Origin of the sequence: Nocardiopsis sp. B62 (assembly GCF_018070675.1) — a bacterium.
Classification (GTDB): domain Bacteria; phylum Actinomycetota; class Actinomycetes; order Streptosporangiales; family Streptosporangiaceae; genus Nocardiopsis; species Nocardiopsis prasina.
In genome coordinates this window covers 122,000-136,528 of record NZ_JAGPXK010000008.1, presented here as the reverse complement: position 1 = coordinate 136,528, position 14,529 = coordinate 122,000, and the positions used below count along the sequence as shown (strand labels likewise).

The following is a 14,529-nucleotide window of genomic DNA, read 5'->3' as shown; positions in this document are numbered from 1 at the left end:
CGTCGTGGACGCGGGGCACGGCGACGACGACTCCGCCCGCCGCGCACTACCCGGAGGGCGCTTCCTGCCCCCGGGCGGCCCGGCCCCGGGGGTCTCTCCCCCATGCCGGGGCCAGACCCTCGTCGCGCGCCCCGACCTGGGATCATGAAGACTTCCTCATGTCCGCTTCATGCGGACGCCGCCTTCGTCGGGGAGGCTCTGCTTCATGAGATCACCTCTGGTGCCGCTGGCGGTCGGGGCGCTGACAGTCGTCGCCGTCTCGGTCGCCGCCCTGCTGTGGGCGCTGTTCCTGCGCGATCCGGACCCCGGGCGCGCCTCCGAGGTCGTGCTCGGCGAGTCGCCCGAGGCCACCGCCTCCGCCGATCCCGACGACGACGTGGTCAGCCCTCCCCCACCGGTCACCGACCAGGAGGGGGACGGCGGGGAGGCCTCCGGGGATCCCTCACCCGAACCCTCCGCCAGCCCCTCGTCCGAGCCGCCGACCGGGTTCCCCTTCGACTGCCTCGACGGGGGCACCGGCCACGAGAGCTGGGGCGAGGAGCAGTGGGAGAGCTGGTGGGAGGCCTGCCTGGACACGCGGTACGAGAACGGGGACGACGATGACGACTGACGGTCAGCGGGGGGCGGACGGGGACGGCTCGGACCGCCGCGCCGATCCCGACGCCACCACCGTCAACGTCCCGCCGGGCCGGTCCAGACCCGGGGGATCGGGGAACGCCGCGACGCCCCCTGGAGGGTCATCCTCGGGCGGTACCTCGGTGTTTCCGACCCTCGTCCTGCGCGGCCCCCAGCCGGAGCTGCCCCAACGCCGCAGAGTGCCCGCCCGGCTGCTCATCACCGCGTGGGTGGTCCTGCTCATGGCCGCGGTCCTCGTGCTGGTCAACGTGGTCACCTGGAGCGCGCTGACCGCCCGGACCGACGAGCGGGTCGACCGCGCCCTGAACCAGGAGATCGCCGAGTTCCAGGAGTTCGCGGCGGTGGGCGTCGACCCCGGCACCGGCTCCGCCTTCAGCGACGTCTCCTCCCTCATCCGGGTCCACCTGGAGCGCCAGTTCCCCGAGGACTCCGAGATCCTCTTCGGCTGGGTGGACGAATCCGGGGAGGGCGCGGCGGACGCCGAGAGGTCGGCGTCGCGCGGGAGCCGGGGCTCCGCCGAGGCCGTCACCGGCCGCATCCGGCAGGGGCAGGAACCCCCGTACGACCTGTCCGCCGACCCCGCGATGGTCGAGGCGATCCTGGACACCTCCGACGCCCGGGGCGTGCTGGACACCCCGGCCGGACCGGTCGAGTGGGAGAAGATCCGTGCGCTGCCCCCGCAGGGCGACGGCGGACCGGCGGGGTGGTTCGTGATCGGCTACTTCACCGCCCACGACGACGACACCTCGGCCGGGACCATGGGCACCCTGGCCCTGGTCAGCCTGGGCGGACTGCTCGCGGCCGCCACCGCCGCATGGTGGGTGGCGGGCCGCATCCTCGCCCCCGTCCGACTGGTCCGGCAGACCGCCGCTGAGATCTCCGAGGAGGACCTCACCCAGCGCATCGAGGTGTCCGGTCGCGACGACATCGCGGCGCTGGCCGAGCAGTTCAACAGCATGCTGGACCGGCTGGAGGGCGCCTTCACCGAACAGCGCCGCTTCGTCGACGACGCCGGGCACGAACTGCGCACCCCCATCACGATCGTGCGCGGCCACCTGGAGCTCATGGGAGACGACCCCGAGGAGCGCCGCGAGGTGGTCCGGCTGGTCACCGACGAGCTCGACCGGATGGGCCGCATCGTGGAGGACCTGCTGCTGCTCGCCAAGGCCCAACAGCCCGACTTCGTCCACCCCGAACCCGTCTCCCTGGCCGAGCTCACCAGCGACATCGATGCCAAGGTGCGTCAGCTCGGCGACCGCGACTGGCGGCTGGAGTCGCTGGCGGAGGAGACCGCGTACCTGGACCCCCAGCGCGTCACCCAGGCGATGGTGCAGCTGGCGGCCAACGCCGTACGGCACACCGCCCCCGGCTCCACCCTGCGCACCGGTTCGAGGGTCAGCGGTTCCGAGGTGCGCCTGTGGGTCGCCGACCACGGCCCCGGGATCCCCGCCGAGGAGCACGGCCGGATCTTCGAGCGCTTCTCCCGGGGCGGTCGCACCGCGCGCGGCGAGCGGGGGGCCGGGCTGGGCCTGGCCATTGTCCGAGCCATCACCGAGGCGCACCACGGCCGGGTGGACCTGGTCTCGGCACCCGGTGCGGGCTCCACGTTCACCCTCGTCATCCCCCTGACCCCCGTTGACGGCCGCGTTGGAAGGGAACACCTGTGAGCCGTGTACTCATCGTCGAGGACGAGGAGCGGATCGCCTCCTTCGTCCAGAAGGGACTGACCGCCAGCGGGTTCACCACCACGGTGGTGGGCACCGGGGCCGAGGCGGTGGACTACGCCGTCACCGGCGGGTTCGACCTCATGCTGCTGGACCTCGGCCTGCCGGACACCGACGGGTTCGACGTGCTCCGCAGGGTGCGCGCCCTGGGCGTGGACGTCCCCGTGGTGATCCTGACCGCCCGGGACGGGGTACGGGACACCGTGACGGGTCTGGAGATCGGCGCGGACGACTACGTCACCAAGCCGTTCAGGTTCGAGGAACTGCTGGCGCGGGTCCGGCTGCGGATGCGCACGGAGCGCGCCCCGGACCTGACAGTGCTGCACGCGGGAGGGCTCCGGCTGGACCTGCGGACGCGCAGGGTCGAGGTGGGTGAGGAATCGGTGGACCTCACCGCCCGGGAGTTCGCTCTGCTGGAGCTGCTCATGCGGCACCAGGGTCAGGTGATGACCCGCCAGCAGATGTTGTCGCACGTGTGGGGCTACGACTACGACCCAGGGTCCAACGTGGTGGACGTGTTCGTGAGGGCGCTGCGCCGCAAGGTGGGCGCGGAGCGCATCCTCACGGTGCGGGGCATGGGGTACCGGCTGACCGGCTGATGCGTTCGGCGGGGGCGACCGACCGGGCCGCCCCCGCGTCACCACCGGGTGACCAGGGGACCCAGGTGACCCGCGTGCGGGTGACCCGGGGTCCCCGCGTGACCCGGTGACGCATCCCGGCGAACATGAGGGTTCCCTCATGCGGGTCTCATGAACGCCTCACCGGCGCTGCCCACCATGGTCGACATGTTCTGGTTCGCTCTGGCGGTCGACCTGACCGCGATCACGGTGTTGTCCTACGTCCTCTACTTCCGCAGGCACGGCCGGCGGGACCTGGTGCTCGCCTACGTGGCGCTCAACGTCGGCATCTTCGCGGTCGTGTCGATGCTGACCCAGCAGGAGGTGGGCCTGGCGGTCGGCTTCGGGCTGTTCGGTGTGCTGTCGATCCTGCGGCTGCGCTCCGACCTGATCAGCCAGGGGGAGATCGGCTACTACTTCGTGGCGATCGCACTCGGCCTGGTGAACGCGGTGGCCGCCCCGGCGCCGTGGCTGATGCTGGGTCTGAACGCCCTTCTGCTGGGCTCCCTGTACGCCGCCGGTCACCCGAAGCTGCTGGCCCGCACCCAGCGGCGGATCATGACCCTGGACGTGGTGCACGAGGACCCGACGGCGCTCCGGCAGGACCTGGAGCGGCGGCTGCGCGGGCGAGTGCGGCACGTGGACGTCACGGAGGTGGACTACGTGCGCGACCTCATGGTGGTGGACGTGCGCTTCCAGGAACCGAAGCCGACCGAGGTACCGGGACCGCCGACCGGGCGCCGTCAGGCCGCGACCGGCCCGTGGGGTGGGCGTTGAGACCTCTCCCCTCCCCCACCCCCGTTCTCTCCCCCGCACCCGGAAGCGCAGCCGCGGCCGAGCCGCTGAGCCTGCGCCCGGTGTCCCTGGCCGAGATCAACGAACGCGCCGCCCTGGTCACCCGCACCTGCCGCAAGTACCTGCTCCCCGCCGACCTGGTGCCCGCCCTGTTCGACGGGGCGGAGCGGGGGTTCGGGGTGCTGGAGATCGACGGCCGGACGTCCTTCCTGTACTCGTCCACCTACCTGGACACCCCGGATCTGCGGACCTTCCACGACCACCGGCAGGGGCGGCGGCTGCGCTACAAGGTGCGCACCCGTTCCTACGTGGACACCGGAACGACGATGTTCGAGGTGAAGCTGAAGGGCGCGCGGGGTATCACCGACAAGGTCCGCGTCGAACTGCCCCCGGGTTCGCCCGTCGACCGTCTGACCTGGCGGACCCGCGACTTCCTTGACCGCTCCCTGAGCCGCTGCCGTCTCGCGCCGCCGGACGTCCTGCTGCCCTCCGCGGTGACGGACTACCGGCGGACCACCGTCGTGGCCCTGTCCGGTGAGGAGCGGGTGACGGTGGACCGTGACCTGGTCGGTTACCGGGGCGACTGGGAGGTGCGGATGCGGCCGGACCTGGTGCTGTTGGAGGTGAAGACCCGGGGCGGGCTGACCGCGACGGAGCGAAGGCTGCACGCGCTCGGGATCCGTGAGGCCCGGTTCAGCAAGTACGCCGCCGCGCTGGCCGCGCTCGAACCGGCCCTCAGGGGCAACCGCTGGCACCGGGCGATGGGCCACTGCATGGACTACCCGGCCCCCGTACGGCGCCGCGAGGAGGCGCTGACGGGCGACTGACCAGCTCCGGTTGTTTCACGTGAAACATCCGGAGCCCGCTTGGGCAGCCGCTCCGGCCAGAGAAGGAGGCGGCCGCCGCCCCGTAACCGGTCGGGGCGGCGGCCTGGCTCCGTGGGCCCTCTCCCGCTACAAGAGGGAGTCCACGGCACTCACAATGGTGACACCCGGTCCCCCGCAGGTCCAGACGGCGAAGGTCCTCTCTTGTCGCTCCTGGCGCGCCGGGCCCGGGTCAGTCGGCGGGTCGCAGGTCCAGCCTCCGGAGCAGCTGGGCGTTGAGCGCCACGATGATCGTGGACAGGCTCATCAGCACCGCGCCCACTGCGGGTGCGAGCACGATGCCGACCGGTGCCAGCACTCCCGCGGCCAACGGGACCGCCGCGACGTTGTACCCGGCGGCCCAGACCAGGTTCTGGACCATCTTCCGGTAGCCCGCCCGCGACAGCCTCCGGACGGACAGCACGCCTCGCGGGTCGTCGGAGGCCAGCACCACACCGGCGGACTCGATGGCCACGTCGGTCCCGGCGCCGATGGCGATGCCCACGTCCGCGCGGGCCAGGGCCGGGGCGTCGTTCACCCCGTCACCGACCATGGCGACCCGGTGGCCCCTGTCCTGGAGGTCGCGGACCACGGCGTCCTTCTGGTCCGGCAGCACCTGCGCGAACACCTCGTCCAGACCGAGTTCGGTGGCGACGGCGTCGGCGACGTTGCGGGCGTCACCGGTCACCATGGCCACGCGTACCCCCTGCTCCTGGAGCCGTCTGACGGCCGACGCGGACTCGGGGCGGACCTCGTCGGCCAGGGAGAGCGCCCCGACCACGGACCCGTCCACCACGAGGTGGAGGACGGTGGCTCCGCGGTCGCGCCAGAACCCGGTGCGTTCGGCGAGGTCGGCGGGTTCCGTGACGCCCAGGGAGTCCAGGAGCGCGGGACCGCCCACGTGGGCCTCGGTCCCGTCCACGACGGCCCGCACCCCGTGTCCGGTGAGGGAACGGAAGTCCGTGGCCTCGGGCACCGGCCCCGCCTCCTCGGCGGCCCGGACGATCGCCCTGGCCAGCGGGTGCTCGGAGTCGGCCTCGACCGCCCCGGCCAGGGCCAGGACCCGTTCGGCGGTCCACCCGTCGACGGCGTCGACGTCACCGACCGCCGGGGCACCCCTGGTCAGGGTCCCGGTCTTGTCGAAGAGCACGGTGTCCACCAGCCGCGTGCGCTCCAAGGCCAGCCGGTCCTTGACCAGGACGCCGTTGCGCGCCGACAGGGTCGTGGAGATCGCGATGACCAGCGGGATGGCCAACCCCAGGGCGTGGGGGCAGGCGATGACCAGCACCGTGACGGTGCGTTCGACCGCCTGGCTGCCCTCGCCGAGGACCAGTCCCCACACGACCGCGGTGACCACGGCCGCCGCGAGGGCGAACCAGAACAGCAGCGCGGCCGCGCGGTCGGCCAGCGCCTGGGACCGCGACCCGGAGTCCTGGGCCTCGCTGACCAGGCGCTGGATACCGGCGAGGGTGGTGTCGTCACCGACCGCGTCCACCCGGACCCGTAGGGCGGAGTCGGTGGCGACCGTCCCCGCGACCACCCTGTCGTTCTCTGTGCGGGTGACGGTGCGGGACTCACCGGTGATCATGGACTCGTCCACGGCGGCGGAGCCCCGGACCACGGTGCCGTCTGCGGGGACCCGCCCACCGGAGCGGACCAGGACGGTGTCACCGGCGCGGAGTTCGGCGGCGGGGACCTCCTCGACACCGCCGTCGGGACCGACCCGTTCGGCGCGGTCCGGCAGCAGGGCGGCCAGGGCCTCCAGCGCCCCGGAGGCCTGCCCGAGTGCGCGCATCTCCAGCCAGTGGCCGAGGAGCATCACCACGACCAGCAGGACCAGCTCCCACCAGAAGTCGAGCTCCATGCCGACCACCCCGAAGGTGGCCAGGAGGCTGGCTCCGAAGGCCACGGTGATCGCCATCGCGACCAGCGTCATCATCCCCGGCCTGCGGTCGCGCAGCTCGCCGGGGACCCCGGCGAGGAACGGCCACCCGCCGTAGAGGAACACGACGGTACCCAGGAGCGGAGGCACCCAGGTGAGGGCGTCGGGGACCTGGTACCCGAGCCACCCGGAGACCATGTGGCTGGTGAGGACCACGGGAACGCTCAGGAGGAGGCTCCACCAGAACCGGGTGCGGAACATCGCGGCGTGGTCCCCGTGCCCGCCATGACCCTCGTGGCCGCCGTGGCCCTCGTGCCCGCCATGACCCTCGTGGCCGCCGTGGCCCTCGTAGCCAGCGTTTCCACGGTGACCTCCGAGGCCCGTGTGTCCCTCCTGCGTGTGACCTTCCCCGTCGCCATGTTGACCCATCGTCATGTCGACCCCTCTCCAGCTCCGACCCTGCACGTCCGGGACCGCCGGACCGCGCAAGCGCGCCTCGCTCGCGCGTCTCCCACCGACGAATATACCCCCAAGGGGTATCCCGAACCGGGCCGGAACACGAAGAACACCCGCCGAGCGTCTCGACGGGTGTTCTCTGCGGGGTCCTCTCGGGGGCGGTGGGGTCCTAGGAGGCGGTCTCGGTCTCCCTGCCGTACCAGGGCCACCACTGCACGGTGTGGCCGTGCGGGATCATCCGGTCCAGGCGGATCGTGAGCCTCAGCGCGAACCCGCCCGCGATCATCCCGGCCAACAGGTCCGTGAACCAGTGGAAGTGCAGGTAGATCGAGACGGTCGACTGGAGGAGCGCGATGCCCACGATGCAGTAGGCCAACCGCCGGATGATGTGGGGCCGGGCCGCACCGAACCTGATGATGAGGAAGAGCACCAGGCCGTAGATGAGGATCGCGTTCGCGCCGTGCCCGGAGGGGAAGGCGACGTTACCGGCACCCGCGAAGAAGTCGGGGTCGTAGTACTTGGCGTGGCCCCGGTTGAACAGCAGCTTCATCACGGAGACCAGGGACATCATCCCGAAGACGCCGCCCGCCCCGAGGATGATCGGCCGCCAGCTGCGGTGCCAGTAGGCCAGCTGGAGCGTGGTCACGCCCAGGACCGGCAGGGCCACGTAACGGGAGGCCACGTTGTCCGGCCAGAAGATCAGCGGCTCACGCAGCGTGTCCCAGTAGGGGCGGGGCAGCTCGTTGAGGAGGTTGTCGACCGGATGCAGCGGCCCCGCGGCCAGCATCGTCATGACGATGAGCGCCACGAAGAGCATGATCGCGATGCGGTCGGAGGCCAGACCCCACGCGATCTCGCTCACACTCGGCCAACGGACCGCGCGCACGACGGGCGGCCCCGGCGCGAGCTCCTTGCTCGGCACCACGGGGATCGGGCCGCTGTAGGGTCCGGGATCCGGCTTGCGCCGCTCCGGTTCGTGTGGCGTTGTCGACTGTCTGGACCCCACGTGCCGGGTCCGCGAAGGTTGCGTCATGTGCTCAGTGCTGTCTCACACGTCGTGGGCTGCCTGTGGCACTGCTTGAGGCGTGGGGGACGGGCTAGCCGCGGTTGTTGGGACTGATCCTGACGTCCCCGGGGGCCGACACGGAGTGTTGGTGGCGTACCGGGGGTTCACCCCTTACACCCCGTTCGACGGTCGAACCTTCGGACTGGTTCACGGTGGTCGTGACCGGCCGCCGGACAGGCTCGACGTCCAGGGAACGGAACTGGTCGACAGTGGCGTCTGTGTGGGCGCTCGTTACCGCAGTTGCTTCGGTCAGCGCAGGTCAGGGCGCTCTCGTCGGGCCATCACCGTGACGTGGGTAACTCTCCGTACGGCTTTGGGTGGTTATTGCCAACATGCGAGCCTACCCGGACCGTTGCCCTCGTTGGTGGTTTCCCGGGCCAAGTGTGACCCTTCCACCTCGGACTTTGCCGGAAGCCCACGTCGGCGACCGGTGCGCTTCACCAGCACGCGACCGGTTCGTGAGGGTTCCGTTAGCGCTTCGAGGCCGACCGTCCGGCGGACACGTGCGCGTGTGGCACCCTTCAAGGAGCTTGTCAGACGCTGGAGTGTGTCGGCACGTGTGCTGGTCGCGCACGGGTCGGAAGACGGAAGGGCCCTGGATGGTCGACCTCCCACAGTTGCCGGACGATCCCTCGAAACTGGCCCGCGAACCACTGAGGGAGCAGATCCGGCAGGTACTGGTCGAGGGTCTGCTGTCCGGGCGGTGGCAGCCCGGCGAGCGCATCGTGGAACGCAGGATCGCCACGGAGCTGAAGGTCAGCCAGGCACCGGTACGTGAGGCGCTCCGCGAGCTGGAGACACTGCGGCTCATCGAGACCGTGCCGAACAAGGGGGCCAGGGTCAGGGCCTTCGGGGTCCAGGACATGGCGGAGATCTACCCCGTCCGCGCCGGTCTAGAGCTGGTCGCCGCACAGTTGGCCGCGCCGCGTCTGGCCGAGGACCCCTCCGTGCTGGAACGCGAGGTGGAGGCGCTCCAGCGCGCCACCGCCGAGGGCAACGTCACCGAGCAGATCCGCCACAGCGTGGAGTTCCACCGCGAGGTCGTGCGGGCCGCGGACAACAGTGTGCTGCTGCACACCTGGGAGTCCCTGGGAGTCGAGGTGTGGACGGCGCTGTCGGTGCGCTGGCTCAACATGGAACTGCACGCCAAGGCCGCCGACCACGCGCAGATCACACGGGCCTTCCGCGAGGGCGACCCCGCCGTGGGGCAGATGCTCAGCGACCACGTCATGAACTACGTGGAGGCGGCGCTGCGGACCCACGAGGGCAGCCGCTAGGCACGTTCCGGAGCCCCGGCCCGGGGGGTTCCCGCACCGCTCTCCTTCCTTCCCACCTGGGCGGCTCCTGTCGCCACCTGGCGGTTTGCACCGAACTTCGCGTTTCTGTCCTAAAGTTGTATTGATCGATCATCGATCAGACCGTAGAGTGTGCGCGACGCACGTCACACCACACACGCGCGTGCCCCCTGGTGGCACGGGGTTGTTCATCCGGCCGGTGAACGAACTCGGCCGACCTCCCGGCGGATGCTTACCGCACCCCAGACCGGGAAGCAATGCCGTCAAGGGTCGCGGCGCGACAACTGCACACGCGACCCGATTCGCTTCGCGTCCGCACCCGGGCCCCGCCAGGCCCGACCGGACGCGCCCCGCAACAGCCACAGTGTCGTCGCCGATGAGCCCGGCGGCGGCACGCGCCGGGACCACGCCTGACAGCGGGGTCCGGGCCGGCCGCGTCATCCGACCCACAGGACGGTAGCCGCGCGGCCTCCGCGCACGTAGAAAGGCACACCATGGCTGACACGGCCAAGCCGAAGGGCGGCACCGCCCGGGCCTCCGCGTCCCGACGCCGGAACCGGAAGGACACCGGCATCGGCAACGAGAAGCCGGAGACCCTCCTCGACTACTACCGCCAGATGCTCTTCATCCGACGCTTCGAGGAGCGCACCGGACAGGCCTACACCCAGGCCCGCATCGGCGGTTACTGCCACCTGAACCTCGGTGAGGAAGCCACCGTCGTCGGTCTGATGACCGCCCTCCAGGAGCGCGACTACCTGTTCACGAACTACCGTGACCACGGGTACGCGATCGGCAAGGGCATGGACCCCAAGCGGGTCATGGCCGAGCTCTACGGACGCGTCGACGGCGTGTCCAAGGGCTGGGGCGGCTCCATGCACATGTACGACACCGAGACCCGCATGCTCGGCGGCTACGGCATCGTCGGCGGTCAGCTCCCCCTGGCCACCGGTGCGGCGCTCGCCGTCACCTACCGCGGCGGCGACGAGGTCGTCATGTGCCAGATGGGCGACGGCACCACCAACATCGGCGCCTGGCACGAGTCCCTCAACATCGCCAAGCTGTGGAACCTGCCGGTCGTCTTCGTGGTGATCAACAACTTCACCGGCATGGGCACGACCGTGGAGATGTCCTCCGCCGAGCCCGAGCTGTACAAGCGCGGCGCCGCCTTCCGCATCGAGGGCGAGCGCGTCGACGGCCGTGACGTCCTGGCCGTCCGCGACACCGCCTCCCGCCTGGTCGAGCGCGCCCGCGAGGAGCAGACCCCGTTCCTGCTGGAGGCCTGGAGCTACCGGCAGAAGGGCCACTCCGTCGTGGACCCGGCCAAGTACCGCACCGACGAGCAGCGTGAGCTGGCCCGCGCCGATGACAACGACCCCATCGCGATCTTCGACGCCCAGCTGACCAGGGCCGGTGTCCTCACCGACGACCTGCGCGACGAGATCGCCGCCTCGGTCAAGGCCGAGGTGGCCGAGGCCGCCGACTTCGCGGAGAACAGCCCGAAGCCGGACGTGTCCACGCTCTTCGACTACACCTACGCCACCCCGGTGCCGAACGAGTCGCGGCGTATGCCCGCCGACCCGGTGTTCGCGGAATAGGAAGGAACCACTCACATGTCCGTGATCACCTACCGCCAGGCCCTGCGCGACACCCTTCGCGCCGAGATGGTGCGTGACGAGAACGTCCTCGTGATCGGCGAGGAGATCGGCGTCTTCGAGGGCTCCTACAAGATCACCGAGGGGCTCCTCAAGGAGTTCGGCCCCCGTCGGGTCAAGGACACCCCGATCGCCGAGGAGGGCTTCGTCGGCGCGGCCGTCGGCGCCGCCATGCTGGGCCTGCGCCCGGTCGTGGAGCTCATGACGATCAACTTCTCGCTGATCGCCATCGACCAGATCATCAACCACGCCGCCAAGATCTACGGGATGTTCGGCGGTCAGACCAGCGTCCCCCTGGTCATCCGCACCCCCGGTGGCGGCGGCCAGCAGCTCGGCGCGACGCACTCGCAGAACATCGAGCTGTTCTACTCCTTCATCCCCGGCCTCAAGGTGATGGCTCCCAGCACCCCGGCCGAGGCCTCCTCGATGCTGCGCGCCGCGATCCGCGACGACGACCCGGTCCTTTTCCTGGAGAACCTGGGCCTGTACAACTCCAAGGGTGAGGTGCCCGAGGACTACGCGGAGCCGAAGAACGACAACATCGCCACCATCGGCCGTGCCGCCGTGACCCGCGAGGGCAGCGACATCACGCTGATCGGCTACTCCCGGATGGCCACCGTCGCCACCCAGGTCGCCGAGAAGCTGGCCGAGGAGGACATCAGCGTCGAGGTCGTGGACCTGCGCAGCCTGCGCCCCCTCGACCGTCAGACCTTCGTGGACTCGGTCAAGAAGACCGGCGCCGCGGTGATCTGTGAGGACGACTGGCTCACCTACGGCATCGGCGCGGAGATCGCCGCGTCGATCCAGGAGGGGGCCTTCGACTACCTGGACGCCCCGGTGCGCCGGGTGGCCATGGCCGAGGTTCCGATGCCGTACGCCAAGCCGCTGGAGACCGCCGCCCTGCCGTCGGTCGAGTCGATCAGCACCGCGATCAAGGAAACCCTGAGCGCCGTCGGCAAACGGGTCGGGTAGAGGGAGTAGTCAATGAGCGAGATCCACATGCCGCGCCTCTCCGACACCATGGAGGAGGGCGTCATCTCCACCTGGGTCAAGAAGGTGGGGGACAAGGTCGCCTCCGGTGACGTGCTGGTCGAGATCGAGACCGACAAGGCCGTCATGGAGTTCGAGGCCTACGAGGACGGGTTCCTCGTCAAGCAGAACGTCTCCGAGGGCGACACCGTGCCGATCGGTGAGGTCATCGGTTTCATCGCCGACTCGCCGGACGCGGTGCCCGAGGAGACGGCCGCGCCCGCCGCCCCGGCCTCCGAGGCAGCCGAGGAGCCGAAGGAGGAGGCCAAGGAGGAGGCGAAGCCGGAGCAGTCCGCCGAGCCCGCCCCCGCCGCCGAGTCCACCGGTGAGCGCCCCCGGACCTCCCCGCTGGCCCGCAGGCTGGCCAAGGAGTACGGCCTGGACATCACGAGGATCCAGGGTTCCGGTCCCAAGGGCCGGATCGTGCGCGCCGACATCGAGGCCGCAGCCAAGGACGGTTCCGCAGCCCAGGACTCCCAGGCCCCCGCCGCGAGCGCCCCCGCGCCCGCCGCCCAGGCCGCCCCGGCCCAGGACGACGTCCGGGGTTCCGAGGAGGTCAAGACGAGCAACGTGCGCAAGGTGATCGCGCGCCGTCTGACCGAGAGCAAGCAGACGGTCCCGCACTTCTACCTGCGCCGTACGATCGACGCCGAGGCCCTCAAGGCCTTCCGCGGCCAGATCAACCAGCAGCTGTCCAGCACGGGCGTGAAGGTCAGCTTCAACGACCTGATCGTGAAGGCCTGCGCCACCGCGCTCAAGCTGCACCCGGAGGTCAACACCTCCTGGATCAACGACACCCTGGTCCAGCACCACCGGGTCAACGTCGGCGTGGCCGTCGCCGTGGACGCCGGGCTGGTCGTGCCGGTGCTGCACGACACCGACAAGGCCACCCTGTCCGAGATCTCCACGCGTACGCGTGAGCTCGCGGGCAAGGCCCGGGACAACAAGCTGAAGCCGCAGGAGATGAGCGGCGGTACGTTCAGCGTGTCCAACCTGGGCATGTTCGGTATCGACAGCTTCTCCGCCGTGATCAACCCGCCGGAGGCCGCCATCCTCGCGGTCGGCGCGATGCGTCCGGAGGCCGTGGTCGTGGACGGTGAGGTGGCCGTGCGCAACCGCATCGCCCTGGAGCTCTCCGTCGACCACCGCGCGGTGGACGGTGCCGTGGGCGCCGCCTACCTCAAGGAGCTCGCCGAGATCCTGGAAGAGCCCATGCGGATCATCCTGTAACACCCCGTACGCGACGCCCCGGCCCGGGACCCCGGCCGGGGCGTCCGTCGTTCCCGGGGCCAAGGCCACAGAACCCGGCATGACCGGGAACCCCTGGTCCCTGCTTCGCCGGGGATGACGCGGTAGCGTCCGCTGCATGGCTCATGTACTGCACCTGACCGAACTCTCACGCTGGCGCGCCGGCGGGGACGTCGAGGCCGACTCCCTGGGCACCGAGGGGTTCCTGCACGCCTCACCGGACGAGGCCACCATGCTGGCGGTGGCCAACGCCTTCTACTCCGCCCCGGAGGAGGCGCTGGTCGTGCTGGTGGTGAACACCGACAAGGCCGCTGCCGAGGTGCGGTGGGAGGCCGCCGCGCCCGCCCCACCGCCCGGTGTCAGAGCGGACGTGCTCTTTCCCCACGTGTACGGGCCGATCCCCCGCCCAGCGGTGACCGGGCTGCGCCGCCTGGTCCGGGACCCGCAGGGCCGGTACACGGCCCTGGAGACCGTGATGGAGCCCGGCCCCTGCTTCCAGGGCTGACCCCACGTCGATGTGTCGACATGGGAACTTGTCCACAGCCTGTGGACAACGCCTCCGCTCGGCCGGACGCGAAGGGGCCCCGGCGTGGAGGTTCTCCACGACCCGGGGCCCCTTCGGTCGTACTCAGGCGTGGCCGAGGCCGGTCTGGTCGGGCGGGATGTCGCTGTGCTGCCCGACGCTCCCCGCGACGGTGTGCCGCGCCCTGCCCTTGTCGATGCCGAGGAAGCGGTTGAGATGCCCCTTCTTGCCGACCACGAACCAGGCGACCGCTCCGAACAGCGGGAACCACAGGATGAAGATGACCCACAGGAGCTTCCCCCCGCCGGTGGTGTCGCCGTTGGCCAGCGTCGAGATGATCGCGGCGATCACCAGCACGGCGATCGCGAGGAAGACGAGAAGGATGAGGACACCGGTGATGCCGCTCATCCAGGCGAAGGTGCGCTCGCCGCTGTCCATCTGCGACAGGCTCACTCGATCGGCGAGCTCCGACAGGTTCGTGATCATGACTCCCCCAGGCAAGAAGTGACTGTCTAGTTACATAGCGTAGTATTCTGCGGCGGCCCGTCACGTACATTCCGACGTTTTCCGGCGTTTCCTCACATCAGCCAACGCACCTCCGATACCGTCGTCCCGGCGGTCCCGTGGCCGACTACTTTCGGGTAGCGCCCCCCACCAGGCCTCCCCGCTGCTTTACTGGAACCATGGGCGAGCTACGGCGAACTGGCAGGTCCACTCCCTCCCTCCGGCCCGGGTCCGGCACC

The 14,529-nt window shown here is 70.5% G+C and carries 13 protein-coding genes; 10 read left to right on the top strand and 3 right to left on the bottom strand.

The window, feature by feature from the left end; all coding sequences use genetic code 11:
* Positions 1 to 205: 205 nt before the first annotated feature.
* The 5 genes from KBX21_RS11650 to KBX21_RS11630 all read left to right on the top strand — a co-directional run bounded on the left by KBX21_RS11650 (position 206) and on the right by KBX21_RS11630 (position 4,599).
* A complete protein-coding gene (locus KBX21_RS11650; protein ID WP_247665585.1) occupies positions 206 to 610 on the top strand; it encodes a hypothetical protein in 405 nt (134 codons plus the stop codon).
* Positions 600 to 2,303, top strand: a complete 1,704-nt coding sequence (locus tag KBX21_RS11645; RefSeq protein ID WP_210841887.1) for a cell wall metabolism sensor histidine kinase WalK — start codon at positions 600 to 602, stop codon at positions 2,301 to 2,303. Before KBX21_RS11650 ends, KBX21_RS11645 begins: the two co-directional genes overlap by 11 nt.
* The gene (locus KBX21_RS11640) at positions 2,300 to 2,959 is read left to right on the top strand and encodes a response regulator transcription factor (protein ID WP_110050898.1); all 660 of its coding nucleotides are present in this window, start codon (positions 2,300 to 2,302) and stop codon (positions 2,957 to 2,959) included. The genes KBX21_RS11645 and KBX21_RS11640 overlap by 4 nt, the downstream gene beginning before the upstream one ends.
* Before the next feature lie 186 nt (positions 2,960 to 3,145).
* A complete protein-coding gene (locus KBX21_RS11635; RefSeq protein ID WP_049574796.1) occupies positions 3,146 to 3,754 on the top strand; it encodes a DUF4956 domain-containing protein in 609 nt (202 codons plus the stop codon).
* Entirely contained in the window at positions 3,751 to 4,599 is an 849-nt protein-coding gene (locus KBX21_RS11630; RefSeq protein WP_247665584.1) for a polyphosphate polymerase domain-containing protein, read from the top strand. The genes KBX21_RS11635 and KBX21_RS11630 overlap by 4 nt, the downstream gene beginning before the upstream one ends.
* Positions 4,600 to 4,828: 229 nt before the next feature.
* Here KBX21_RS11630 and KBX21_RS11625 read toward each other — a convergent pair whose 3' ends face one another.
* Positions 4,829 to 6,778, bottom strand: coding sequence for a heavy metal translocating P-type ATPase (locus tag KBX21_RS11625; RefSeq protein ID WP_210841886.1), 1,950 nt, complete (start codon positions 6,776 to 6,778; stop codon positions 4,829 to 4,831).
* A gap of 364 nt (positions 6,779 to 7,142) precedes the next feature.
* A complete protein-coding gene (locus KBX21_RS11620) occupies positions 7,143 to 7,859 on the bottom strand; it encodes a phosphatase PAP2 family protein (protein WP_234004011.1) in 717 nt (238 codons plus the stop codon).
* Between the two features lie 779 nt (positions 7,860 to 8,638).
* Here KBX21_RS11620 and KBX21_RS11615 point away from each other — a divergent pair.
* From KBX21_RS11615 to KBX21_RS11595, 5 genes are all read left to right on the top strand, one after another.
* Entirely contained in the window at positions 8,639 to 9,316 is a 678-nt protein-coding gene (locus tag KBX21_RS11615) for a GntR family transcriptional regulator (RefSeq protein WP_210841885.1), read from the top strand.
* A 512-nt stretch (positions 9,317 to 9,828) separates the two neighbouring features.
* Positions 9,829 to 10,929: a pyruvate dehydrogenase (acetyl-transferring) E1 component subunit alpha gene (pdhA, locus tag KBX21_RS11610; protein ID WP_049574745.1), complete on the top strand. Its 1,101-nt coding sequence runs from the start codon at positions 9,829 to 9,831 to the stop codon at positions 10,927 to 10,929.
* 15 nt (positions 10,930 to 10,944) lie between these two features.
* Positions 10,945 to 11,958: an alpha-ketoacid dehydrogenase subunit beta gene (locus KBX21_RS11605; protein WP_017545761.1), complete on the top strand. Its 1,014-nt coding sequence runs from the start codon at positions 10,945 to 10,947 to the stop codon at positions 11,956 to 11,958.
* 12 nt (positions 11,959 to 11,970) lie between these two features.
* Positions 11,971 to 13,245: a dihydrolipoamide acetyltransferase family protein gene (locus KBX21_RS11600; RefSeq protein WP_210841884.1), complete on the top strand. Its 1,275-nt coding sequence runs from the start codon at positions 11,971 to 11,973 to the stop codon at positions 13,243 to 13,245.
* A gap of 136 nt (positions 13,246 to 13,381) precedes the next feature.
* A complete protein-coding gene (locus KBX21_RS11595) occupies positions 13,382 to 13,768 on the top strand; it encodes a DUF952 domain-containing protein (RefSeq protein WP_049574757.1) in 387 nt (128 codons plus the stop codon).
* Between the two features lie 123 nt (positions 13,769 to 13,891).
* Here the strand turns inward: KBX21_RS11595 and KBX21_RS11590 are convergent, their stop codons facing one another.
* On the bottom strand, positions 13,892 to 14,272 hold the full coding sequence (locus KBX21_RS11590) for a PLD nuclease N-terminal domain-containing protein (protein ID WP_049574760.1): 381 nt from the start codon (positions 14,270 to 14,272) through the stop codon (positions 13,892 to 13,894).
* Positions 14,273 to 14,529: the final 257 nt, after the last annotated feature.